Annotated in this window: 25 protein-coding genes and 1 other RNA gene; 18 read left to right on the plus strand and 8 right to left on the minus strand. The window is 64.7% G+C overall.

Annotated elements, in window-relative coordinates:
* The first annotated feature begins 29 nt into the window (after positions 1 to 29).
* The 4 genes from F4036_00440 to F4036_00455 are packed head-to-tail and all read left to right on the plus strand — an operon-like array spanning position 30 to position 4,270.
* Positions 30 to 866, plus strand: coding sequence for a formylglycine-generating enzyme family protein (locus F4036_00440; protein MYK36210.1), 837 nt, complete (start codon positions 30 to 32; stop codon positions 864 to 866).
* A gap of 34 nt (positions 867 to 900) precedes the next feature.
* Entirely contained in the window at positions 901 to 2,658 is a 1,758-nt protein-coding gene (dnaX, locus tag F4036_00445) for a DNA polymerase III subunit gamma/tau (GenBank protein MYK36211.1), read from the plus strand.
* The gene (gene recR, locus F4036_00450; protein MYK36212.1) at positions 2,655 to 3,263 is read left to right on the plus strand and encodes a recombination protein RecR; all 609 of its coding nucleotides are present in this window, start codon (positions 2,655 to 2,657) and stop codon (positions 3,261 to 3,263) included. Before dnaX ends, recR begins: the two co-directional genes overlap by 4 nt.
* A gap of 50 nt (positions 3,264 to 3,313) precedes the next feature.
* Positions 3,314 to 4,270 carry an SMP-30/gluconolactonase/LRE family protein gene (locus F4036_00455; protein MYK36213.1) on the plus strand — a complete coding sequence of 319 codons (957 nt, stop codon included), beginning with the start codon at positions 3,314 to 3,316 and terminating at the stop codon, positions 4,268 to 4,270.
* Positions 4,271 to 4,311: 41 nt separating this feature from the next.
* Here the strand turns inward: F4036_00455 and rsgA are convergent, their stop codons facing one another.
* Complete coding sequence (gene rsgA / locus F4036_00460) at positions 4,312 to 5,229, minus strand: ribosome small subunit-dependent GTPase A (GenBank protein MYK36214.1); 918 nt, start codon at positions 5,227 to 5,229, stop codon at positions 4,312 to 4,314.
* Positions 5,230 to 5,271: 42 nt separating this feature from the next.
* On the opposite strand from rsgA, the gene F4036_00465 reads away from it, so the two are divergent.
* Positions 5,272 to 5,820 carry an oligoribonuclease gene (locus tag F4036_00465; protein ID MYK36215.1) on the plus strand — a complete coding sequence of 183 codons (549 nt, stop codon included), beginning with the start codon at positions 5,272 to 5,274 and terminating at the stop codon, positions 5,818 to 5,820.
* On the opposite strand, the gene F4036_00470 is transcribed toward F4036_00465, so the two are convergent.
* Positions 5,812 to 6,189 (minus strand): hypothetical protein, encoded by a 378-nt coding sequence (locus tag F4036_00470; GenBank protein ID MYK36216.1) that lies wholly within the window; start codon positions 6,187 to 6,189, stop codon positions 5,812 to 5,814. The genes F4036_00465 and F4036_00470 overlap by 9 nt on opposite strands.
* 10 nt (positions 6,190 to 6,199) lie before the next feature.
* Positions 6,200 to 7,102, minus strand: a complete 903-nt coding sequence (locus tag F4036_00475) for a hypothetical protein (GenBank protein ID MYK36217.1) — start codon at positions 7,100 to 7,102, stop codon at positions 6,200 to 6,202.
* A 95-nt stretch (positions 7,103 to 7,197) separates the two neighbouring features.
* Between F4036_00475 and F4036_00480 the strand changes: the two genes are divergently transcribed.
* Positions 7,198 to 7,677, plus strand: coding sequence for a DUF1249 domain-containing protein (locus F4036_00480; protein MYK36218.1), 480 nt, complete (start codon positions 7,198 to 7,200; stop codon positions 7,675 to 7,677).
* Between the two features lie 18 nt (positions 7,678 to 7,695).
* Here the strand turns inward: F4036_00480 and F4036_00485 are convergent, their stop codons facing one another.
* Positions 7,696 to 9,867, minus strand: coding sequence for a tail-specific protease (locus F4036_00485; GenBank protein ID MYK36219.1), 2,172 nt, complete (start codon positions 9,865 to 9,867; stop codon positions 7,696 to 7,698).
* Between the two features lie 9 nt (positions 9,868 to 9,876).
* On the opposite strand from F4036_00485, the gene F4036_00490 reads away from it, so the two are divergent.
* On the plus strand, positions 9,877 to 10,161 hold the full coding sequence (locus F4036_00490; GenBank protein MYK36220.1) for a hypothetical protein: 285 nt from the start codon (positions 9,877 to 9,879) through the stop codon (positions 10,159 to 10,161).
* A 166-nt stretch (positions 10,162 to 10,327) separates the two neighbouring features.
* Here the strand turns inward: F4036_00490 and F4036_00495 are convergent, their stop codons facing one another.
* Entirely contained in the window at positions 10,328 to 10,597 is a 270-nt protein-coding gene (locus F4036_00495; protein ID MYK36221.1) for a hypothetical protein, read from the minus strand.
* 96 nt (positions 10,598 to 10,693) lie between these two features.
* On the opposite strand from F4036_00495, the gene F4036_00500 reads away from it, so the two are divergent.
* Positions 10,694 to 11,857 carry a hypothetical protein gene (locus F4036_00500; GenBank protein MYK36222.1) on the plus strand — a complete coding sequence of 388 codons (1,164 nt, stop codon included), beginning with the start codon at positions 10,694 to 10,696 and terminating at the stop codon, positions 11,855 to 11,857.
* Between the two features lie 142 nt (positions 11,858 to 11,999).
* Here F4036_00500 and F4036_00505 read toward each other — a convergent pair whose 3' ends face one another.
* Both F4036_00505 and F4036_00510 read right to left on the minus strand, forming a co-directional pair.
* Complete coding sequence (locus F4036_00505) at positions 12,000 to 12,626, minus strand: hypothetical protein (protein MYK36223.1); 627 nt, start codon at positions 12,624 to 12,626, stop codon at positions 12,000 to 12,002.
* Between the two features lie 26 nt (positions 12,627 to 12,652).
* Complete coding sequence (locus F4036_00510; GenBank protein MYK36224.1) at positions 12,653 to 13,228, minus strand: hypothetical protein; 576 nt, start codon at positions 13,226 to 13,228, stop codon at positions 12,653 to 12,655.
* An 80-nt stretch (positions 13,229 to 13,308) separates the two neighbouring features.
* On the opposite strand from F4036_00510, the gene F4036_00515 reads away from it, so the two are divergent.
* From F4036_00515 to F4036_00530, 4 genes are read left to right on the plus strand one after another with little or no spacing between them, the layout of a single operon-like run.
* Positions 13,309 to 13,782, plus strand: coding sequence for an ASCH domain-containing protein (locus F4036_00515; protein ID MYK36225.1), 474 nt, complete (start codon positions 13,309 to 13,311; stop codon positions 13,780 to 13,782).
* On the plus strand, positions 13,779 to 15,035 hold the full coding sequence (locus F4036_00520; protein ID MYK36226.1) for a mechanosensitive ion channel: 1,257 nt from the start codon (positions 13,779 to 13,781) through the stop codon (positions 15,033 to 15,035). Before F4036_00515 ends, F4036_00520 begins: the two co-directional genes overlap by 4 nt.
* 30 nt (positions 15,036 to 15,065) lie before the next feature.
* Positions 15,066 to 16,103 (plus strand): DUF1838 domain-containing protein, encoded by a 1,038-nt coding sequence (locus F4036_00525; protein MYK36227.1) that lies wholly within the window; start codon positions 15,066 to 15,068, stop codon positions 16,101 to 16,103.
* A 9-nt stretch (positions 16,104 to 16,112) separates the two neighbouring features.
* Positions 16,113 to 17,144 (plus strand): DUF1838 domain-containing protein, encoded by a 1,032-nt coding sequence (locus F4036_00530; GenBank protein ID MYK36228.1) that lies wholly within the window; start codon positions 16,113 to 16,115, stop codon positions 17,142 to 17,144.
* 9 nt (positions 17,145 to 17,153) lie between these two features.
* Here F4036_00530 and F4036_00535 read toward each other — a convergent pair whose 3' ends face one another.
* Complete coding sequence (locus F4036_00535; protein MYK36229.1) at positions 17,154 to 18,086, minus strand: cation diffusion facilitator family transporter; 933 nt, start codon at positions 18,084 to 18,086, stop codon at positions 17,154 to 17,156.
* 87 nt (positions 18,087 to 18,173) lie between these two features.
* Here F4036_00535 and ssrA point away from each other — a divergent pair.
* From ssrA to F4036_00565, 6 genes are all read left to right on the plus strand, one after another.
* Positions 18,174 to 18,526: a transfer-messenger RNA gene (gene ssrA / locus F4036_00540) on the plus strand.
* 44 nt (positions 18,527 to 18,570) lie between these two features.
* The gene (locus tag F4036_00545) at positions 18,571 to 18,774 is read left to right on the plus strand and encodes a type II toxin-antitoxin system HicB family antitoxin (GenBank protein MYK36230.1); all 204 of its coding nucleotides are present in this window, start codon (positions 18,571 to 18,573) and stop codon (positions 18,772 to 18,774) included.
* Positions 18,771 to 18,977, plus strand: coding sequence for a type II toxin-antitoxin system HicA family toxin (locus F4036_00550; protein MYK36231.1), 207 nt, complete (start codon positions 18,771 to 18,773; stop codon positions 18,975 to 18,977). The genes F4036_00545 and F4036_00550 overlap by 4 nt, the downstream gene beginning before the upstream one ends.
* A gap of 66 nt (positions 18,978 to 19,043) precedes the next feature.
* Complete coding sequence (locus F4036_00555) at positions 19,044 to 20,009, plus strand: outer membrane beta-barrel protein (protein ID MYK36232.1); 966 nt, start codon at positions 19,044 to 19,046, stop codon at positions 20,007 to 20,009.
* Between the two features lie 71 nt (positions 20,010 to 20,080).
* Positions 20,081 to 20,845: an SDR family oxidoreductase gene (locus F4036_00560; protein ID MYK36233.1), complete on the plus strand. Its 765-nt coding sequence runs from the start codon at positions 20,081 to 20,083 to the stop codon at positions 20,843 to 20,845.
* A complete protein-coding gene (locus F4036_00565; GenBank protein ID MYK36234.1) occupies positions 20,736 to 21,635 on the plus strand; it encodes an SDR family oxidoreductase in 900 nt (299 codons plus the stop codon). Before F4036_00560 ends, F4036_00565 begins: the two co-directional genes overlap by 110 nt.
* Positions 21,636 to 21,639 lie beyond the last annotated feature (4 nt).

The following is a 21,639-nucleotide window of genomic DNA, read 5'->3' on the forward strand; positions in this document are numbered from 1 at the left end:
TCCCAACGGGGCAGGAGGAGGAAACAGGCATGAAGCAGGCGCGGAGCATCCTATGCGTTGTTTCCGCGGCGCTATTTCTTGTCCCGGCCGCGGCGGCCGAAGAGCAATCGCCTCGGCGGGACGCGCCACAGGCGGGCGAATCCTTCTCCGATCCGCTGTCTTCCGGGGGCCTGGGGCCGGAAATGGTCGTGATTCCCGCGGGCGGGTTTTCGATGGGGTGCGTCTCGGGGCTTGATTGCTACGATGACGAGAAGCCGGTTCATCAGGTGACCATTTCCGAGCCGTTCGCGGTATCGAAATACGAGATCACGTTCGAGGACTACGACCGGTTCTCCGGACCCGGCACTACCGACGACCAGGGCTGGGGCCGCGGGCGGCTCCCGGTGTTGAAGGTCAGCTGGAACGACGCGAAGGAATACGTGGCGTGGCTTTCCGCGCAATCCGGCCGGCCGTACCGGCTGCTGTCGGAGGCCGAATGGGAGTATGCGGCGCGGGCCGGCTCGGCGACGAAGTACGCCTGGGGTAACTCGATCGAAGACAACCGCGCCAATTGCTACGGCTGCGGCAGCCAGTGGGACTACGAGCAGGCGGCGCCGGTCGGCTCCTTCGAGCCCAACGCGTTCGGTCTTCACGATGTGCACGGCAACGTTTACGAATGGGTTGAGGACTGCTGGAACGGCAGTTACGAAGGCGCTCCGACGGACGGCAGCGCGTGGCTGAGCGGCGACTGCGGGCGCCGCATCGTGCGTGGCGGCGCCTGGGACGACTTTCCGGATGATCTGCGCATCGCGCTTCGCGTCAGCGCCGCCCCCGACCGGCGCGACAGCTATTACGGCTTCCGCGTCGCCCGGCGGCTTGGTCCCTGAATGTCGGCCCCTGAATACTGATAGGCTTCGCTCCATGAGCTACCTGGTCCTGGCGCGCAAGTGGCGCCCGCGAAAGTTTTCGGAGGTCAAGGGCCAGCCGCATGCGGTGCGCGCGCTGACCAACGCCATCAGCGCCGAGCGGGTGCATCACGCCTGGCTGTTTGCGGGCACGCGGGGAGTCGGCAAGACGACGCTGGCGCGGATTCTCGCCGCGGCCCTGAATTGCCGGAAGGGCGCGGCGCCGGAACCCTGCGGCGAGTGCGAGAGTTGCACGAGCATCGAGGAAGGCAGTTTCGTCGACCTCATGGAAGTGGACGCGGCCTCGCGCACCAAGGTCGAGCAGACCCGCGAACTGCTGGAAAACGTGCAGTACGCCCCGGCTTCGGGCAGTTACAAGATCTACCTGATCGACGAGGCGCACATGCTGAGCGCTTCGTCGTTCAATGCGCTGCTGAAGACGCTCGAGGAGCCGCCGCCGCACGTCAAGTTCCTGCTCGCGACCACCGAGCCGCAACGGCTGCCGGTGACGGTGCTTTCGCGCTGCCTGCAGATCAACCTTCGGTCCATGGACAGCGAGACGATCGGCGATCAGCTCACCGCCATTTGCAAGGGCGAGGGAGTCGAAGCCGAGCCGGGGGCGCTTGTCCGGCTGGCCCGGGCCGCCAACGGCAGCATGCGCGACGCGTTGAGCCTGCTGGACCAGGCGATCGCCTACGGCGCCGACGCGGTGCGCGAGACCGACGTGGCCGACATGCTGGGCGGGGCCGACCAGCCCAGCATCGTGCACCTGCTCAACGCGCTTGCCGGGGGCGACGGGGAGGCCCTGCTGAACGGCGCCAGGGAGTTGCGCGAACGCCTCGCCGATCCGGCCAATATCCTGGCGGAAATGGCGGCGGCCCTGCAGCGGCTGGCGCTGCTGCAGACCGTGGGCGAAGGCGTGCTGGACGAGGATGACGACGCCGAGATGCTTGCGCCGCTGGCCGAAGCGCTCCCCGCCGACCAGGTTCAGCTGTGCTACGAGATTGCGATACAGGGACGAAGCAAGCTGGCGCTCGCGCCGGACCCGGGCCTTGGGCTGGAGATGACGCTGCTGCGCATGCTGGCGTTTCGGCCGGTATCGGCGGCGAAGGCGATGCGGTCCAGCGCGCCTTCCAGGCCCGCACCCGCGCCCGAAGCGCCTGCCGCAATGGCCCCCGAAGTGCCTCCCGCTTCCGTGCCGGAAGCGCCTGCCGCACCCACTCCCGAAGCGGCTCCCGCTTCCGTGCCGGAAGCGCCTGCCGCGCTCGCGTCGGACGCGACTGAAGAGGTTGGGACGCGGGAGGAGGTCAGCGCGCCTGTTGGCGAGGAGGCCTTGACCCCGGGGGAGTGGCCGGAAACGGTGGCCGGACTGGGTCTGGAGGGACTTTCGGGAGACATCGCGGAGCACAGCGAGCTGGTGGACGCCGGCGGTGGATGCCTGCGGCTTCGCCTGGACGGCGCGCACGAAAACCTGCTGACGGAGGATGTCCGGCAGGAACTGGCATCAGCGCTTCTGGCTGCACTGCCGGATGTTCGGAAGGTCGAGATTGAAATTGCCGGCGCCGGTAAAGGGGATACTCTGGCCGCCCGAAACCGGGCGGAAGAGCGCCGGCGCCAGCAGCGAGCCGAGGAAGAGTTCAAGGCGGATCCCTTCGTTCAGGCGTCGCTTGAGATATTCGACGCGACGATAGAGGTTGGATCCATCCGCCCGGTGGATCAGGCCGATGGGGCTGATTCGAGGGCGGGACGCCCTCGCTCCCAGGTCGAGACGTGACGGCCAGTGTCTTTCCGCCGCGGCTGGCGGAACTGCTGGAAGCGCTGAAATTCCTGCCCGGGGTAGGGCCGCGGTCGGCGGAGCGCATGGTCCTGCACATGTTCGCCCGCCAGCCCGAAGGAGCCCGGCGGCTGGCGCGCAGCCTGGCGGAAGCGCTGACTTCGGTCCGGCCCTGTTCGCGCTGCGGCATGCTCGCCGACGGCGACCTGTGCCTGATCTGTCAGTCGACGGGCCGCGACCCCAGCCAGTTATGCGTGGTGGAATCGCCTTCGGACCTGGCCGCGGTGGAGTCTTCGGGCGCCTATCGCGGCCTCTTCTTCGTGCTGTCGGGCCGGCTCTCGCCGCTGGACGGCATCGGACCGGAGGAACTGGGTCTTGAAAAACTGGAGAAACGGCTGGACGAAGGCGTGATCAGGGAACTCATCCTCGCCACCAGCGCCACGGTGGAAGGCGAGGCCACCGCAGCCTATCTGGGCCGCATGGCGCAGCGCCGCGACATCCGGGCCACCCGCATCGCGCAGGGAGTGCCGTTGGGCGGCGAGTTGAGCTACGTGGATTCGGGGACGCTGTCGTCGGCGCTGGCCCAGCGGCGGCAGGTGGACTAGATGGAACCAGCGCGACGCGTTACGCCGCGAAAATTCCTACGGAGAAGTCTATGAGTGAGGAACATGTGTCAACGATGCAGCCGTTTGCGGCCGGGGACATTTTTCTCGGCTGCACGTTGCTGAACGATCCACACGACGATCACGCAGGAATCGGCCGGATTCTTCAGTACGACGCCGACTGCAATCCCAAGGGCGTTCTCTACACGGAAGGCACGCGCCACCTGGTCGGCGGGCTGGCGGTCGATCGCGACGGGGTGCTGTGGGCCTTCGACGATCACCTCGTCATTCACGTGGACCCGACCACCGGACGCCAGCTGCCGGTCAAGGATTTTCTGCCGCGCGTGTACCGCAGCGCCAGTTTCGCCTCCGACGGCAGCGTTTACCTTGGCGAACATCTGTGCGCGGAAGCACCGCCCCCCGGCATCGAGAACCTGACGACAGTCGAGTTTCCGAGGGTTCCGGACAGCGGCGTGCTGGGCTACGGCAACATCTATCGCTACAACGCCGACTGGGAGCTGGATTGCGTGTTCGAAGTCGAGAACGCTCCCGAACCGACCCGCTTCAAGGGCGTAACCCATTCCACGCTGCATCCGGACGAGCGGTTCATCACCTACACCACGGAACTGGGCAAGCGCGTCATGCGCTACGACGTGGTTGAAGGCCGGCAGATGGACGACCTCGTGACCTACCCGGGCGAGGACATCAGCGACGGCCTGTTCGCCATTGCCGTGCGCTACCTGCCCGACGGGCGGCTGCTGCTGACCCGCGGTCGCACGATGGAGATGCTGGACGAGGAGGGCAGGGTGATGCGCGAGTACGAGCTGCCGGAATACGGCTGGTCCGACGTCTCGTCGTGCGGCGATCCCCGTTACGCGCTGCTGAGCAACATCTTCACCGGGATCATGCTCAAGATCGACCTGGAGACCGGGGAGTTCGTCGGCCGCATCGACACCGGCCAGAGCAAGCCCTTGCGGGCGCTGGCCGGCGTCGCCGAGTTTCCCGGTTAATCGGGGAATCCGGGAGTTGCGCCGGTGACAGCCCCGCGGGCCTAAACGGAAGCGGCGAGTTCCTCGAACTCGCGCAGCAGCGCGAGATAGCCGGCATGCCGCCCGGCCGGCAGCCGCCCCGCGGCGACCGCTTCCAGCACCGAACAGCCCGGTTCGTTCCGATGCCGGCAGTTGGCGAAGCGGCATTCCTGGGCCGGCGCGGCAAACTCCGGGAAACCGGCCTGCAGTTCGCCGTAATCGGTCAGGACAGGCATAAGCGAACGCACGCCCGGCAGGTCCATCGCGCGACCGCCGCCGGGCAGGGAGTACATCATCGCCGATGCCGTCGTGTGGCGTCCGCGGCGCGTCTTTTCCGAAAGCTCGCCGGCATCGGCGGCCTCGCGGCCCAGCAGGGCGTTCACCAGCGTCGATTTGCCTCCGCCGGACTGTCCAGCGAACACGCTGGTGTGCGCCTTGAGGCGACGCCTGAGCCGCCTGATCCGCGCACCCTTCAGCGCGCTGACCGTAACGATGTCGAAACCGGCGGCTTCATATTCGCGCAGGCGAACGGGCTTTCCACGTTCCAGATCGATCTTGTTCCAGACGATCAGGCCCTCGGCGCCCGATCCGGCCGCCGCGCACAGCAGCCGGTCGACGAGTTCGTAGTCGGGCGCGGGCTCCGGCGCCGCAACGATCGCCAGAAGCGAAAAGTTGGCGGCCACGACCTCGGTGCGCTCCCTGGCCCCGGTTCGCGAAAGCTCGTTGCGGCGCGGGAGGATGTCCCGCAGCAGGGCCGGCGAATCATCGGCGCGGAGTTCGAACCGGACCTCGTCGCCGCAAACAGGCTTGTGGCGGCGGCTTGCCGCAAGATAGGGCAACTCTTCGCCGGTCGCGGCCTCGATGTGGCCGCGGCGGCCGTAGCAGGCCGTAACCAGCCCGATACCTGGAGAATTTTTGTGAACAGGCACCGGTTTCGGCATATTGAGGCTAGAATCCGCGCCCGAACGACTCGGGAGGTTTACTTGGGCAAGAAAGATTCACGACTGGCATGGATCGACCTGGAAATGACCGGGCTGGACCCGTTGCGGGACCAGATCATCGAGATTGCGACGGTCGTAACCGACGGGGACCTCGAGACCGTGGCCGAGGGGCCGAACATCGTCATCCATCAGCCGCGATCGGTGATGTATGAAATGGACGACTGGAACACCCGCACTCACACGGCTTCGGGACTGTTCGCCGAGGTTCTGGACAGCCGGATCAGCACCGAGGAGGCGGAACGCACGACGCTGGAGTTCCTGAAGGAGCATTGCCTGCCGAAGAGTTCACCGATGTGCGGCGCCAGCATCTGCCAGGACCGGCGGTTCCTGTCCCGCGCCATGCCCGATCTCGCGGCCTTCTTCCATTACCGCAACCTGGATGTGAGTAGCGTCAAGATCCTTGCGGGACACTGGAGTCCCAAGGTGCTCGACGGGGTCGAGAAGGACGACCGGCACCGCGCGAAGAGCGACATCCTCGCATCGATCGCCGAACTCAGGCATTACCGGAAAACGATGTTCCGGTCAGGCTGAGGCGGCGGCCACAAACAGCCCTACCACCGCGACCATTCCCCCGAACCAGGCCACCGAGCGGGCGGTGGAGCGATCCAAAACGTAGAACACGCCGTGCAGGACGCGCGAAACGATGAACAGCGCGGCGAGCAAGTTTGCGATCAATTGGTTCGCGCCCACAAAATGCGCGGTCAGCACGGCGGCGGCAAAAGGAGCGAAAGCTTCCCAGGCGTTGCTCTGCGCCCATATGGCCCGCTGCCTCCAGCCTTCTTGCGCAGCCATCCATTCCCGCGGACGGGAATTGCTGTAGCCCCCTCCCCACTTCGACAGGCCGGCCCAGAGCAGCGGCAGCCACAGGCCGACGAAAACGCACCAGAGCGCAAAGGTCATGGGCGGGGACTCATGTCGCTACTGCGGTTTGCGACTCCGACCCGGCCCTGTGCCGGGCCACGAACCATGCCAGTCCGCCGAGAAACGCCAGCAGGATGAGCACGTTGGTGAAGGGGAAACGGAACGGGTAGATCCACGGCTCCGTATAGAGCTGCCACGCGGACCCGGCTTCCACGCAAAACCACAGCACGTTGGCGCAGGGCACCGCGTAGCGCAGCGCGGCGGCCGGCCGCCGGAAGGGCAGCATGCGGAAGAACAGCAGCCACAGCCCCCAGAGCAGCACGGCGCACACGACGACAATCGTCGCAGGATGAAACGGCCCGAGCACGCGCGGGTCGAACAGCCACAGGATCAGCACGTAGAAGAACCAGTTGATCATGATCACTTCCAGCGCCACGATGCGCGAAAACTGGCGCTTGTAGCCCGGCGTACGGCGCGCCGGCGTGAGCTTGAGGTTGCGGTGGAACCACATGAACATGCGGCAGTGCGTGTCCTTGTTCGACCCCAGCCAGATCAGCAGGGCGACCAGGATCACGGCGGTGGCCTGCAGCAGCAGGAGGTTGGCGGTGAACAGTTCCACGCCCATGAACATGAGCTTGGGCGGATTCAGCCAGTGACCCATGAATTCGAACGATCCTTCCATCCAGCCCAGCCAGATCAGGCCGCCTCCCATGAATCCCAGAATCGTGGCCGGGAGGTCGTCGGCCTTGAAGCCCTTCCAGACCATGATCCAGCCGGCCAGGCCGACGAGGAAGCTCACGAGATAGGCGGGCACGACCGCCATCTGGCCGTATTGCAGCACCATCAGCGTGTGCGCGAGCGGCGTCCACAGCAAGACCGTGGTCCAGGCCATCAGCCCCAGCAGCGGGGGGCGCATCAGCGCTCCGTTGGCCGTTCTGATCACGGCGTTCATTCGACCCTCCTCCTTTCCTGAACTGCGCTCTCGGAGATTACCGCCGCCGGGACGTGCGTGCAAGCAGTTTCGATTCTGCTATATTCCGGGTTCTCATGCTTGCGCTCACTCAAGTCTCCCGGCAACTGGCCCCGGCCATGCTTCTCGGCAATCGGCCGCTGGGACTGGGCGCGCTGATCGACGTGTACGAACGCAACTACGCCTTCCTGTGGCGGCTGTTCGGGCATGCCCTGCGCGAGCCGGGCTGGCACGTTTCGCACAGCCCCGTGAACGGCGAACTGCACATCGAAGTGGAGCGCAGGTCGGCGTTTACCACGGTATTGCGCATGACCTACCTGTTTCCCGAAGAGGGCGACAGCGAAGCGGAGCCGGATCTGATCGTCAATCTGTACGACGACGCGCGGGTTGCCGAGGTCGTGCACTGGTCGCAGCGCTACGGGACCTGCTGCGAAGCGCCGGGCGGCTTTGCCGATTGCTGGCGGCGCAACTGCGTGCTGGGCAAGTGGCTGCAGTTTCTGGCCGATTCGCATCACGGCCCGATGCAGGCGCGCACGGCCGGCCGGCCGCCGTTTTAGGGCCCGGATCAACAGGCCCTAATGCAGCGAACTGACGGCGGTTGCCCGGGAAGAGGCCGCCTGAAGCCGCAACAGGTCGACGACAACCTGTGAGGCCTGCTCCAGGGCCACGTCCGGCAGGTCCATACCTCTCAATTCCTCCAGGCTTTCGATTGGCGGCAGTTCGTTCTCCGCCAGCCACTCGTTGGTCATGGCCAGCCTTTGCGCCCGGCGGACCTTCTGATCCGCCCGCCGCCGTTCAAGATGGATGGGCTCGGACTTCCGGTCGGTCAGTTCCTGCATGGCCTGTATGCGGCCTTTCAGCAATCGCAGGTCCGGGTCCTCCGATTCACGCCTCTGGTGATTGGCGACCAGCATGCTCAGGGTAGCTCCGTCCACGCTCCCTCCGCGGTACTCGGTTTCCGGGATCGTGTCCCAGGGCAGGGCATTCTCGCTGGCGCTTTCGCCGATGTCCTCCCCGATGACCTGGTTCGGGAACACCAGCGGTAATTCCGCCGCCGCCGCCGAAAGCGTGATGTCGGGCGCGACGCCGCGGTGCTGCGTGCTCTCGCCGGTCACCCGGTAGTACTTGCCCATCGTCAGCGTCAGGCGTCCCGGCATTTCCTCGCCACGCCGGCGAATCTGGTAGATGTTCTGCACCGTGCCCTTGCCGAAGGTGCGCTGTCCGACCACCACGCCGCGGCCGTAGTCCTGGATGGCCGCAGCCAGGATTTCCGACGCGGAGGCGCTGAGCCGGTCCACCAGCACCACCAGCGGGCCGTCCCACACCGTTTGCTGGCGCCGGTTCTGCAGTACCTGCGTGCGCAACTCCGAGTCGCGCACCTGGACCACCGGACCCCGGCCGACGAACAGGCCGGCCAGCGAGATCGCTTCATTGAGGTGGCCGCCCCCGTTGCGCCGCAGGTCCAGGATCAGGCCGGCCGCGCCCTCGGTCCTCAGTTCCCCGATCAGGCGCTTCACGTCGCGGGTCGAACTGGGGTAGTCCTCCAGCCCCGCCTGGCGACCCTCCATGTCGTAATAGAAGTTGGGGATCCGAACCACTCCCACGCTGAATTCGGCCCCCTCGCGCTCGACGTTCAGCAACTCCTTTTCCGCTCCCATCAAGCGAACGCGTCCGCGGGTCAGGTCGAGCATGAACGATTCGTTACCGGCGGCGTCGCCCCCCGGCAGGATGCGAAGAACGACCGGCGTGTCGGAAGGCCCGCGGATCAGCTCCACGACGTCCTCGAGCCGCCATCCCACGACGTCGGTTACCTCGCCCGAGCCGGTGGTGTCCACGCCGGTTATGCGATCGCCGGCGCGCAGCCGCCCATCCTTGTCGGCGGGCCCGCCGGGCAGCACTTCGCGCACCAGAACGTAGTCGTCCTCCGCGCCCAGGGAAGCGCCTATGCCGTGGTAAGCGCGGCTCATCTGGATTCGGTACTCCTCGTAGTTATGTGGCGAGAAGTAGGTGGAATGCGGATCCAGGGTGTGCGTGAAGGCGTTCATGAATACGGAGAACACGTCGTCGGCGTCCTGCCCGTACAGGCTCTTGCGCTGCCGTTCATAGCGCTTGCGCAGCGCCTCGGTGGCCTCTTCGTAACTGCGCTCGTCCAGAATGAGATTGATGAGTTCGTGGCGGACCCGGTCTCGCCAGACTTCGTGCATCTCGTCCTGGCTGGACGGACGTGGCCTGTCCTCGCCGCGGCGGATCCAGGTCCGCTCCGTGTTCAGCTCCGGTTCGGTATCGAGGTATTCCAGCGCGAAGTCGAAATAGCTGGTCATGCGCGCCCGGAACAGCCGGTAGATTTCGAGAACGGGATCCAGTTCGCCGCGCTCCATCGCGTCGTCCAGCCGGGCGCCGTACCGGTCGAGGAAATAGTCCTCCTGGTGCTTGAGGAAATAGAGTTTCTGCCCGTCGAGCAGGTCGATGTATTTGCGCAGCGTCTCTCTGGACAGGCTGTCGTCCACCGCGATGTTCTGGTAGTGGGCCCGCTCGGCATAGGCCACGACGCGCTGGACCGTTTCGCGGTGACCGTCGGTGATCCGCAGGGTTTCGGGCCTGTCGCCGGTCGCGGCGTATGCCTGCGCCTGGACGCCGAGCGCCAACAGCGTTGCAAGGGCCGCGGGAGTCGCCTTTCCTGCCCGGCCCGATGTGCGCGCAGTTATGATTCGCATGCAGAGCAGTCGTTTTTGTTTCCGGCGGATCATACCAGCAGCATGCGCCCCTTCGGTATTCTTCTCGGCGTGTTTCTCGGCAGTTGCCTGGCCATATTCGCCGGGCTTGCCATCGTCTGTTTCACGTTCTGGGTGATCATGGACGACTATCCGCGCCTCGAAGCCGAATTGCCGCTTCTCATCGTGGCAACGGCCATGTTCGGCGGCTGTTCGGCATTGGGCGGAATGGCCATGTGGGGGCACCTGAGCCGGGCGGCCTGGCGGTGGGCGCCGCTCTGCCTGTTCTGGGCCTCGCTGGCGGGCGTAGGCGCCTACTTCTGGCCCTAGTGGATAGCGTCGTGGTTACGTCGACGCGCAGTCGCTTTTGCACTGTCCTTCCGGGAGACGCATTAATCCATCCATGGAGCTTGGTTCCGCCATCCCTGGCTCACACACTCCCTGAAGGACAGTGCAAAAGCGACTGCGAAAATCGCAAGCTGCTCCAAGGAAGTCTCTAACGTACGAATTTGCGCCAGGCGCGGAAAGCGGCCCAGCCGATCTGGAACATGAGCAGCGGCCCCAGCAGGAAGATCAGCCCGGCGCCCCCGAACCCGAACGCGTCGCCGTAGATGCTGGTCCAGAAAACCAGCAGACCCCCGGGGTCGCCGTATTCACCCGCGGCCTTTTCGCCCAGCCAGTAGGCCACGATCGGGCCGGCCAGCAGTCCCAGCAGCAGCGCGCCGGCCGAACCGGCGATCCACGGCAGCGTTAATCGCCTGAGCATTCCCACGGCATCCGATTGTGCGCACTCGTGTGCTGTCCCGCAAGCACGTTGCCTTTAGAATGCAACTTCGTTTCGAATTGCATGGGAGGAGGAACCATGACGAAGGGGACAGGCATCGACCGCAGGAGTCTGCTGCGGGGCGCGGCCCTGACGGGTCTGACGGCGGCCACCGGCGGTATCGCGGCGCGCAGGGCCATGGGCGCGGAGCACGGCGGCGGGGAAGACGTATCCGTTCACGCCGACGGCACCTACGCTACCGTGCCGCTGGCCAGCGACAACGTGCGCCTGGGTGTCGTGCAATCGGTGGTTCGGCCGGTCGACGAGACCAACCCGGGGCCCGGCAAGCGCCGCAACCTGAACCATATGCTGGATCTGATCGACATGGCACAGGGTTCAGGTATGCCGAAGAACATCTTGTTTTTCCACGAGTTTCCGATAACGGGTTTTCGGTTCCACTGGAATCGTGACGACGTGCAGCGCATCGCCATCGAAGTGCCGGGCGAGGAGACCGAAGAGATTTCGAAGAAGGCCAGGGAGTACGGCTGCTTCATCGTGTTCGGCAGCTATGTGAAGGACAGCGACTGGCCCGGGCACAACCTGTCCATCACCACGATCATCGGCGATGACGGCGAGGTGCTGGCGCGGCACTGGAAGGCGCGAAACATCAAGGGCGTGTTCCAGGCCGGCGCGCGCACGATCGAACTGATGACCACGACGATCTACAACGTCCTCGATGAATACGTGGAGATGTACGGCGAGGACGAAGTGATCCCGGTCACTCGCACCAAGTACGGCAATATCTGCACCACCGCGGTGCAGCGCGAGCCGGAACTGATTCGCGCATTTGCGTTGAAAGGCTGCGAGCTGATGTTGCGCACCGCCACGGGAGGCTTCAACCACATCGACGTGCGGTCCGGCGCGATGCACAACGGCATCTACACGGCACTGGTCAACAACGCCCATTCGCCCGGCACGCCCGGCATATTTGGCGATACGGGCGGCGGCGGGTCCGGCATCTGGGGACCGGGGGGCGAAACGCTGGCGGAGGCCAGGAGCGGCTTCGAGCAGCCGATCAGCGCGACGATCCCGCTGGCGGCCTACCGGGCGCGCAACAGGATTCCGGACGTGCACTGGGACCTCTACCGTCCCGTCTACGACCGCTATGTGCCCAAGTTCGGGCCGAACCTGTTCTCGGAGTACCTGCCGGCCGACCTGGACGACGCAGGCGTCTACCTGTCCGACAAGTCCCGCTGGAAGTAGCTCCCACCGTAGCCCCTTTGTGTGCCTCCTTCTTGCGGGAACGTTGAAGCAGGGATAGCGAGAATCGAGCCAGGATGGCGCTTCCCGCGAGAAGGAGGCACACAAAGGGGCGGGATCAAAGCACCCCCCGTTTCGGCGGAGATCAGTCGAGTTCGAGGTAGTCGCGCAACTGGCTTGCGAGGCTGTCGCAGGCCTTCTCGCGGGTGCGCGCAATGATCGGAACGGGGATGACCAGCGCGGGTATGACGGACGTGCCGCGCACGTTCGCCTTCATCGCACCCATGTCGCTGAGTTCGTCCATGTCCCAGACCGACGCGGTGTATTCGGAGTTGTTCTGCCACCAGGCCACCCCGAAGCAGCCCGCGCCGCCGGGACCCGCCGCGCAGGACAGGCTGCCGCCGCTGCCCTCCCGCAGCGTCTGTCCGCTCAGCCAGACCATGTAGCGCACGCCCTTTCGGCGGATCACCTCGCCCACGCCGGGCCTGCCCATGAATTCGCTCAGATCGGCGCTTTCGCGCGGCATCGTGCGCGGTTCCAGCCAGGGATAGAGCTCATCGACGAATTGGCGCTCGGGATGGACATTCGGCCGTTTCGCGCTGGAGCGGAGTTTCTTCGAGACGCAACTGACGAAGGCCTCTTCGGTACGGTTTCCCGCCAGGTAACTGGTCCGGAGCAGGACCAGCGACTCTGCGGCCTCTTCGGCAGGCGCCGGGGATGGCGCCGCTCCCGCCGCCAGGCCGAGCAGAACCGCCGGAGCGATTGATCGCATCCAACGCACGGCCCTTTTCCGGTGAATCATGATCGGCTCCCGACAAGGGCAAGGATAGCAGCGTCCTGGCCAAGTTCCTGCGTCAGCGTCGCCCCGGCGTCGCGCAACGCGTATTCGGCCGCTTCGCTGAGGTTTCTGCCCAGTCCTCCGCCCCCGTGCGAGCCCTCGCCGTAGCCGGGAATCTTGAGGCGGGTCAGGGGCGCGCCATCGGCCGCGGTGATGCGGATGTCGAATTCCACCCAGGCGGCCGGAATGTCCACCTTGGAACGCCCCGGGACGCCCAACTCGAAGCGGATGATTTCCGGTTCGATGATCAGGTCGGGGGCCGGTCCGGCGCCGTCCGTCGGAACCAGCGTCAGGCAGGAGCCGAGGACGCTGTCGAGCATTCGTATGCTCGGGAGGCCGAGCGCGATGGTCCAGCGGGTAGTGTCGAGCGCTTCTTCCACGTGCGAGAACTCGCTGAGGCTTGCCGGGTATTGCACCTGCGCGGTCAGCGGCAGGCGCTTGGTCATGGGCGCAGGGAAATTGGCGCTCAGGTTCACGGTTCCGCCGCATCCCGCAAGGGCTACGGCCACTGCGCCCAATGCCGTCACGGACCGCATTCGGAACCTCGAGAAGCCTTTTTTCGTCACGTGCTTGAGTATACTCCCCGAACCCTTTAGCAAGCGTTGCCGGCAGCCATATGAACGTAGAAGATTTTCTCCAAAAGGCCAGCGAGGCGGGAGTGCCGCCGATGAGCGGCGGTCGCCTGGTGGCGCGGCGGCTGGGATCCACGCACGAGATGTGCGATTTGCTGCTTGGGCTGGTGATTTCGGAGCAGAAGACCTGCACCTATTCGCTGGTTGAGCTTCTCGAGGACGAGGGCGGGCTGCTCGAGCCCGGCGACCGGATCGTGTTCCTGGACGCCGACCAGCACCCGCGCTGCGTCGTCGAACTGGATGAATGCGAGCAACTGGCTTTCGACGAGGTGAACGAGCGGCACACGGCAGGCGAGGGTCCGGCGGCGCGCGACGTTAAGGTGTGGCGCAAGATTCACGCCGCCTACTGGGGCAAGTGGCTCAAGTCCCGGGGGCAGGAGTTCCACGAGCAAGTGCCCGTCATGTGGCAATCGTTCCGCCTGCTGTACCCGCGACCGGATTCGTCGAAAGAGGCATGAGCCCGGACGAAATCCGGGCCGCCGCGGAGGGTTGGCTCGCCCAGTACCCGGCTGCTGCTGCGGCGCTGGCCGTTCTGGCCCTGGCGCTGGCGGCGCTGATCGCGGACTGGCTGGCGCGCCGCGTGATTGCCGCGGCAGGCCGCCGCCGGCTCAAGTCCTCCGCCTCCGGCCCGTTCGCCACGGCGCTGCTGGAATCGCGGGTGCTGCTGCGTTTCGCGCGCCTGGCGCCGGCGCTGGTCCTGTTCTTCGGCGTACGCGCCCTCGAACCGCAACTTGGGGCGAGCTGGACCCGCGCGCTTGGCGTATTGGCCTTTGCATGGGTGATCGTGGCCGCGATCGCGGGCGGCGTTTCGGTGCTCAAGGCTGCAGGTCTATACCTTCAGAGCACGCCCGGCAGCCACGCGCGCCTGCCGCTCAAGGGCTACGCGCAGGCCGTCTCGCTGGTGCTCTACATCGTCGCCGGCCTGGTGATCGTGGCCTATGCGGCCGAAGTGTCCGTCTGGCTCCTGCTGAGCAGCCTGGGAGCGCTGACGGCCGTGTTGCTGCTGGTGTTCCGCGACACCCTGCTGTCGGTGCTCGCCAGCATCCAGATTTCGGTCAACGACGTGGTGCGGATCGGGGACTGGGTGGAAATGCCCTCGCACAACGTGGACGGCGACGTGGTCGATATCGCGCTGCACACGGTCACCGTGCGCAACTGGGACAAGACGCTGAGCACGATCCCCACACAGGACTTCATCACCGGCTCGTTCAGGAACTGGCGCGGAATGAGCGAGGACGGCGCGCGCCGGATCAAGCGTTCCGTCTACATCGACATGGCTTCGGTGCGCTTTCTCGAGGAGGAGGAAATCGAGCGCTTTTCGAAGTTCAAGCTGCTCGAGGACTACATTCCCGACAAACACCGCGAACTCAACGAGTACAACACCCGCATCGGCGCCGAATCGTTGGCCGTCAACCTGAGGCGCCTGACCAACGTGGGAACGTTCAGGGCCTATCTGTACAACTACATCACGAACCATCCCAAGGTGCATTCCGAACGCACCACACTGGTTCGGCAACTGCAGTCCGGTCCGGACGGACTGCCGATCGAGATCTATTGCTTTGCCGCGACCACCGACTGGCAGGCCTACGAGGACCTGCAGTCCGATATTTTCGACCACATTCTGGCGGTGGCGCCCGAATTCGGGCTCAACGTATTCCAGCGTGCGTCGGGACGCGACCTGCGCGAGACCGCCCGGCCCGTTGTCACGTAATATCAGGAATCCAACTATTGGGAGTGGACCATGTTCATGAATTCGATACTCACGAGCGTTGTCAGCCGGCGCGCGCTGATGGGCGGGACGCTGGGCGGACTGGCCGCGGCGGGACTCACCGCCTGCGGTGCGCCTAACGGCAGCGAGGAAGAACCCGCAGGCGCCGGGGCGGCGGACACCGGCGAGGGCCTGGATCTCAGCAAGCCCGCCGACAATCTCTACGCCTTCGGCAAGATTTGGGGCACCTACGCCGATTCGCCCACCTACGGGGGCTACCAGGGCGTCCAGTTCGCGCGTATCGGCGTGAACAAGCTGGTCCCGCTGTTCGGCTACGTGGGCTGCGGGAACATGCAATGCAAGATCGACGAGAACGGACACCTCCGGATCCGGGGCACCGAGGCGGGCTATTTCACGGATCTGGCAAGCGGCGAAATCATCGACTACTGGGACAACCCCTACAGCGGCGAGCGCGTCGAAGTGGTTCCCTTCTTCAACTACGGCCTGCGCGGGCGCCTGACCGAGGAGATGCCGCGCTTTTCGATGGGCGGCGCACCGGACGACAACACGCTGATGAACGCGGCCGACGCCCGCATGAACGAAGAAGGGGTCATCCCGTTCATCATGCCGTTTGAGAAGGTTCACGATCAGTACCTGCTCGCCTGGGAGTACGCACACGAGTACACCAACCCGGTTACGCCGGAGGGCTGGCCCAAGGCTTCGACCGGGCCCAAGATCAATCCCTCGGAACACTTCGTCTTCTATATTCCCGCGGCGGAGCTGGAAGACCGGAGCAATCCGTCGGCCCGCTTCCACGCCGGCTTCATGCGCACGTCGCCGTGGTGGCCGTGGATGCGCATGGGGCAGACGGACGTGCGCGACGGCGCCCTGTTCGGGCGGATGCACAGCTTCAAGATCTCAGGGAAGCTCGACAATATTCCGCGCGTGGTGCTGGAGCGCCTGGAGCGGGACAAACCCGAGTTGCTTGAGCCGCAAACCGGCTGGGATGGCATCACCAACCCGCGCGGCACCTGGGAATTGTTCGCCGACGAGATTCCCCGGGAGGTCTAGGGGCACGCCATGTTCATGAAGTCCTTGCTTGAAGGCGTTGTCAGCCGGCGTGCGCTGATGGGCGGGGCGCTGGGCGGACTGGCAGCGGCGGGCCTCACCGCCTGCGGCGCGCCGAACGGCAGCGAGGAGGAGCCCGCTGCCGCCGGTGCTTCGGGCACGGACGGCGCCCTGGATTTCAGCAAGCCTGCCGACAATCTCCACGCGTTCGGGAAGATCTGGGGCACCTTCGCCGACAAGCCCGTCTACATGGGTTTCCAGGGCGTTCAGTTCGCGCGGATCGGCGTGAACAAGCTGGTCCCGCTGTTCGGCTACGTCGGTTGCGGCAACAACCAGTCCATGATCGACGAAAACGGCCACCTGTGGGTGCGCGGGACCGAGGCGGGCTATTTCACCGACCTGGCTTCCGGCGAAATCATCGACTACTGGGACAACCCGTACAGCGGCGAGCGGGTGGAAGTGTTCCCGTTTCTGAACGACCGGTTCCGCGGCCGGGTCACCGAGGAAATGCCGCGCTATGCCATGGGCGACGTGTCCGACGACACCCGGTTGAACCCCGCCGACGCGGTTGAAGAAGAAGGCGGCATGATTCCCTTCCTCCTGCCGTTCCAGCGCGTCCACGACCAGTACCTGCTGCCTCTGGAATACATGCACGAGTACGTCAACCCGGTCACGCCCGAGGGCTGGCCCAGGGCCTCGACCGGACCCAGGATCAACCCCTCCGAGCACTTCGTCTTCTATGTTCCGGCAGCGGAGCTGGACGACCGCAGCAATCCGTCGGCCCGCTTCCACGCCGGGTTCATGCGCACGTCGCCATGGTGGCCGTGGATGCGGATGGGCCGGACCGAGGTGAAGGATGCCGCCCTGTTCGGGCGCATGCACAGCTTCAAGATCTCGGGCGAACTCGACAATGTCCCGCGCGTGGTCCTGGAGCGCCTGGAGCGTGACAGACCCGACCTGCTGGAGCCTCAGACCGACTGGGCGGCCCTGGAGCCGATAGGCACCTGGGAGGCGTTCGCCAGGGAGGTCCCGCGGGAGGTCTAGGCGGCGGCGTCAGGCCTTGCCGAATTCGCGGGGGCCGGCGTGGTAGCCCTCCGGATCGGGGTGCAACAGCAGTTCGCAACCGGGAAACTCCGCGAAGATGCGCATCTCCACCTCGTCGAGGATTTCATGGGCTTCCGCCAGGCTCAGGCCGGCGTCCAGCAATACGTGGAACTGCACGATGTAGTTCGAGCCTCCGTGGCGCGTCTTCAGGTCGTGAATGTCGATTACGGCGGGGTGGCTCTCCGCAAGTTCGGTAATGAGCTCGCGGTCCTTGTCGGGAATCTCCCGGTCCATCAGGATGTCCAGCGCGTGTTTTGCGATCTTCCAGACGCCGAACAGGAGATAGGCAATCACCGCCGCTGCCACCAGCGGGTCGGCCAGCCAGCCGCCCGGCCAGGCCGCCACGGCGATCGCCGCGGCCACGCCCAGGTTGATTACCAGGTCGGTCCTGTAATGCATGGCGTCCGCTTCGATTGCGGCGGATCCCGTCACGAGGCGAACGTAGCGTTGAATCCCGAGCAGCAACAGCGTCATTGCGACGGACACCCCCATGACCGCAATGCCGGTCGAGGCATTCTCGACGGCGGCGGGCGACAGGATCCGCTCCACCGACTCCTTCAGCACGAAGACTGCCGATGCGGCGATGATCAGGGACTGCGCCAGCGCCGCCAGCCCTTCCGCCTTGCCGTGGCCGAAACGGTGTTCCTTGTCGGCAGGCTTGAGCGATACCGTAACCGCGAAGAACGTAATCAGCGATCCCAGAACGTCCAGCGTCGAATCCACCAGCGAACTGAGCAGCGACACGGAGTCCGTGGCCTGCCACGCCCAGGCCTTGATGACCACCAGTATTGCGGCGGTGGTCACCGAAGAGTAGGTGGCCAGGCGCAACAACCGGCGCCGCAAGCGCCCCGCAACCATGGGTCCACCGGCTCCCGCGGTCATGTGGAGCAGGCGTTTCAAACGGGTGCGAAGAGAGCGGGACACGGGTGCGTTTGAATCGGTCGCAAAGCGGTACAATAGCCCATCTACGGGGGCGACACGGCTTCGACGTGGGCTGTGAGACCCTTGGTGTGCATGCCGAGGCGCAGGGTTCCTCGTTAATCCGCCTGCAAACCCAATAGTTGCCAACGACGACAACTACGCTCTAGCGGCTTGACCGCTAGCGTTCCTGCCAGGATTTCCTGTGGCCAGGCCGGAGCGTCGCTTGCACAGGATCGCTCGTAGAACCGATCGGCGATTACGAGTTAAGAGATAGCCGATCACAGCGGCAATTCATTCCTGCCCGTCGGAGAATTACCGTCTATCAAGACGCGGCTAAGCATGTAGAGCGCCTTGGGCAGTAGCGCTTGCGGACGCGGGTTCGATTCCCGCCGCCTCCACCAAGTTAAACTATTTTGAATGTTCCATCCTATCGCGGGAGGGCATCATGAATTTGAGAGTTGTGGTTCACGAGGCCGAGGAGGGCGGCTACTGGGCGGAGGTGCCGGCCGTTCCCGGGTGCGTGACCCAGGCGGACACCCTGGAAGAACTGCGCAAGAACATTCATGAAGCGATCGAAGGTTGTCTTTCGGTCGAAGTGCGGGACATTGCTATAACGGAAACCGATCAAATTATTGAAGTTGCGGTGTGAAATCCGTAAGCGGCAAAAGGATTTGCCAAGTGCTTGAATCAAAGGGCTGGCAATTGAAGCGGATACGCGGAAGTCATTTCATTTACGCAAAAGAAGGTCAAGTTGCCCGCATTTCAGTTCCCGTTCATGGGTCTGCAGCGCTGAAACGCGGATTGCAGGCGCATCTTATGAAAATCGCAAAGATAGATGCGAGCGATTTGTAGGAATCCCCGCTGCCGCGACAAATTTGATCGGGCGGTTCGCGAGTTTGAGGAAGCCCTGAAGCCATAATGGGTGCTGCGATGCTCCACCTTTACTTCAACCGTGCCTCCGGTAACGGTTACAAGCCGACACTGCTGCTTGCCGCATTGTTCCTTGCGTCCTCCCTCTCTCCAGCGCAGGCGCAGGACGGGTTTTATTTCGGGTTGGAAATCGGCGCGGCGTCGGCGCCGGGGGTGGATACGTCGATGACCGACAACGACGTGTCAACCCGCTGTGACGGCTTCATCAACAGCGAGGCCTACCTGGAGGACCCGGCAGGCCCCGGATGCGCCGATCCCGCGCCCGGGCTCTGGTTTTTCGAGCATGACGGCGGTAGCGGCATTCTCGCCGGGGTGTCGGTGGGATACCGCCGGGGGAACTTTCGGCTTGAAGGCGAGTACTTCTATGGCGGCGTCGAACACGATTCCACAGACGACTCGGTAATGATCGCCGACGAGGACGCGATACAGCGTCTGAAGCGCGAGCAGGAACTGGCGGTTGTGGAGGCCGTGCTGGGCGATGCCGTTTCACACAGCCTGTTCGCCAATCTGCACTACGACTTCCGTTCGGCATCGCGGCTGACGCCCTATGTGGGCGTGGGCGCCGGATTTTCCAGGGTCTCGCTCGATTACTTCAACCGCTGGGCGCGGCGCATCGATCCGGCGAGCATCACCACTTTCGGCAGCGAACCGCAGGGTCTCAGGCTGAACGAAAAACTGGCCGGAACCACCACCATCGCCAACGCCAGGCATTCCGACACGGTATTCGGCTATCAGCTGGTCGCGGGAGTGGATTACCGGCTACGGGAGGCGCTGAGCATCGGGCTCAAGCTCCGCTGGGCCGACTTCGGCGAATTCGAGCACGAGCGCGAGTGGGACCAGCTGCGCAGCCATGACTCGGCACGCAGCCCCGGCGGCGTCCGGGTGCGGTATAAACTGATGAGCGAAGATCTAAGGTTCCTGAGCCTCGGCCTCAATCTGAAGTACCACTTCTAGCCCTCGAACATAGTACCCATGGCGCGGACCATGAACCGCGCCATGGGTACTATGTTTGGCGAGAGGCGCCGGTGGACGAATTTTCGGAAAGAGTTGCTGTCGTTACGGGCGCGGCAAGGGGTCTGGGGGCCGCCTACGCACGCGCTCTGGCCGAACGGGGCGCCGCCGTCTCGGTGCTGGATGTGTTGGCCGATCAGGCCAAAGGCGTGGCGGAAGATATTGTCTCCAGGGGCGGACGCGCACTGGCCGTGGAAACGGACGTTTCGGACCGCAACGCCTTTGGCGCGGCCGTGGACGCGACCATCAGGGAGTTCGGACTGGTCGACATCCTGATCAACAACGCCGGTTTCGGCACCACCGATCAAACCCATGGGGTGCCGTGGTACGAATGGCCGGGAGAGGCATGGGACGAGGTCGTGGCCGTCAACATGCGCGGGTGCTTCTTCGGCGCCCAGGCGGTCGCGCCTCACATGATGGAGCGCGGCTGGGGCCGTATCATCAACGTGTCATCGGCCACCTTCTGGAGCCCCGTGGCCGAAGCCGCACACTACGTGGCCGCGAAGGGAGGAGTGATCGGTCTCACCCGGGCGCTGGCCAAAGGACTGGGCAATCACGGGGTGACGGTCAATACCCTGGTGCCGGGGCTGACCCGGACCGAGCAGATGGACGGCATGTACCCGCCCGAAGTCTTCGAACAATACGCCAGGATGCGCGCCATTCAACGGGATGAGGTTCCCCGGGACCTGGTGGGGACGGTCCTCTACCTGTGTTCAACCGCCAGCGACTTTGTTACCGGCCAGGCATTCATTGTGGACGGCGGGCATATCTTTGACTGAACACGAAGAGACGATTCCAAATGCGTCCAGCGCATTGTCCGCCGGCGAGCTCGACGGAAAGGTCGCGGTGATCACCGGAGGCGGGGGAGATATCGCCCGCCACTACGCCAGGGCCATTGCCGAAGCAGGCGCGGCCATCGCTCTAATCGACATTATGCCGGACAAGGCGGCAGATGCCGCCGAAGCGTTAACGAATGCGGGATATGATGCCCTGGGCCTGACTGCTGACGTAGGCAACAAGAAACAGCTTCAGGGGGCAGTGGACAGGATCATCGACGGCTTCGGCGGTATCGATATTCTGGTCAACAACGCCGGCTATGCCACCACCATCGACTTTGTGGACATTCCGGAGGAAGAGTTCGACAAGGTCCTCGATGCGAACCTCAAGGGCGCATTTCTGTTGAGCCAGTTGGCGGTTCCCTCCATGAAACAGCGCGGAGGGGGCAAGATTGTCAATCTCACTTCCACCGTGTCCAGGACGGGACCGGGAGACCTGGTCCATTACGTGGCTGCCAAGAGCGGGATCATCGGCATGACCCGGGCCCTGGCCCGTGCCCTGGGGCCTTTCAACATTACAGTAAACGCGCTGGCCCCCGGCATGGTCGCGACCGAACCCATCACCGCTTTGTATCCCACGGAAGTCCTCGACCGCTCCGCCGCGGGCAGAGCCATCCAGCGCTGGGAATACGCGGAGGACCTGGTGGGGACACTGACGTTTCTCTGTTCCCCGGCCAGCGACTTCATGACCGGCCAGACCATCTTCGTCGATGGCGGCCATGTATTCGATTGACCGG

This window comes from Gammaproteobacteria bacterium (assembly GCA_009845905.1).
GTDB lineage: Bacteria > Pseudomonadota > Gammaproteobacteria > Steroidobacterales > Foliamicaceae > Foliamicus.

Bases quoted from the DNA above. Each gene is read 5' to 3' on its own strand.
- F4036_00530 (MYK36228.1), top strand. From the start codon at position 16,113: ATGTTCATGAAGTCCTTGCTTGAAGGCGTTGTCAGCCGGCGTGCGCTG.
- F4036_00510 (MYK36224.1), bottom strand. From the start codon at position 13,228: ATGCGGTCCGTGACGGCATTGGGCGCAGTGGCCGTAGCCCTTGCGGGA.
- F4036_00535 (MYK36229.1), bottom strand. From the start codon at position 18,086: ATGACCGCGGGAGCCGGTGGACCCATGGTTGCGGGGCGCTTGCGGCGC.
- F4036_00515 (MYK36225.1), top strand. From the start codon at position 13,309: ATGAACGTAGAAGATTTTCTCCAAAAGGCCAGCGAGGCGGGAGTGCCG.
- F4036_00470 (MYK36216.1), bottom strand. From the start codon at position 6,189: ATGACCTTTGCGCTCTGGTGCGTTTTCGTCGGCCTGTGGCTGCCGCTG.
- F4036_00500 (MYK36222.1), top strand. From the start codon at position 10,694: ATGACGAAGGGGACAGGCATCGACCGCAGGAGTCTGCTGCGGGGCGCG.
- F4036_00475 (MYK36217.1), bottom strand. From the start codon at position 7,102: ATGAACGCCGTGATCAGAACGGCCAACGGAGCGCTGATGCGCCCCCCG.
- F4036_00520 (MYK36226.1), top strand. From the start codon at position 13,779: ATGAGCCCGGACGAAATCCGGGCCGCCGCGGAGGGTTGGCTCGCCCAG.
- F4036_00495 (MYK36221.1), bottom strand. From the start codon at position 10,597: ATGCTCAGGCGATTAACGCTGCCGTGGATCGCCGGTTCGGCCGGCGCG.
- F4036_00525 (MYK36227.1), top strand. From the start codon at position 15,066: ATGTTCATGAATTCGATACTCACGAGCGTTGTCAGCCGGCGCGCGCTG.
- F4036_00565 (MYK36234.1), top strand. From the start codon at position 20,736: ATGAGGTTCCCCGGGACCTGGTGGGGACGGTCCTCTACCTGTGTTCAA.
- F4036_00555 (MYK36232.1), top strand. From the start codon at position 19,044: ATGGGTGCTGCGATGCTCCACCTTTACTTCAACCGTGCCTCCGGTAAC.
- dnaX (MYK36211.1), top strand. From the start codon at position 901: ATGAGCTACCTGGTCCTGGCGCGCAAGTGGCGCCCGCGAAAGTTTTCG.
- F4036_00505 (MYK36223.1), bottom strand. From the start codon at position 12,626: ATGCGATCAATCGCTCCGGCGGTTCTGCTCGGCCTGGCGGCGGGAGCG.
- rsgA (MYK36214.1), bottom strand. From the start codon at position 5,229: ATGCCGAAACCGGTGCCTGTTCACAAAAATTCTCCAGGTATCGGGCTG.
- F4036_00455 (MYK36213.1), top strand. From the start codon at position 3,314: ATGAGTGAGGAACATGTGTCAACGATGCAGCCGTTTGCGGCCGGGGAC.
- F4036_00545 (MYK36230.1), top strand. From the start codon at position 18,571: ATGAATTTGAGAGTTGTGGTTCACGAGGCCGAGGAGGGCGGCTACTGG.
- F4036_00490 (MYK36220.1), top strand. From the start codon at position 9,877: ATGCGCCCCTTCGGTATTCTTCTCGGCGTGTTTCTCGGCAGTTGCCTG.
- F4036_00485 (MYK36219.1), bottom strand. From the start codon at position 9,867: ATGATCCGCCGGAAACAAAAACGACTGCTCTGCATGCGAATCATAACT.
- F4036_00480 (MYK36218.1), top strand. From the start codon at position 7,198: ATGCTTGCGCTCACTCAAGTCTCCCGGCAACTGGCCCCGGCCATGCTT.
- F4036_00440 (MYK36210.1), top strand. From the start codon at position 30: ATGAAGCAGGCGCGGAGCATCCTATGCGTTGTTTCCGCGGCGCTATTT.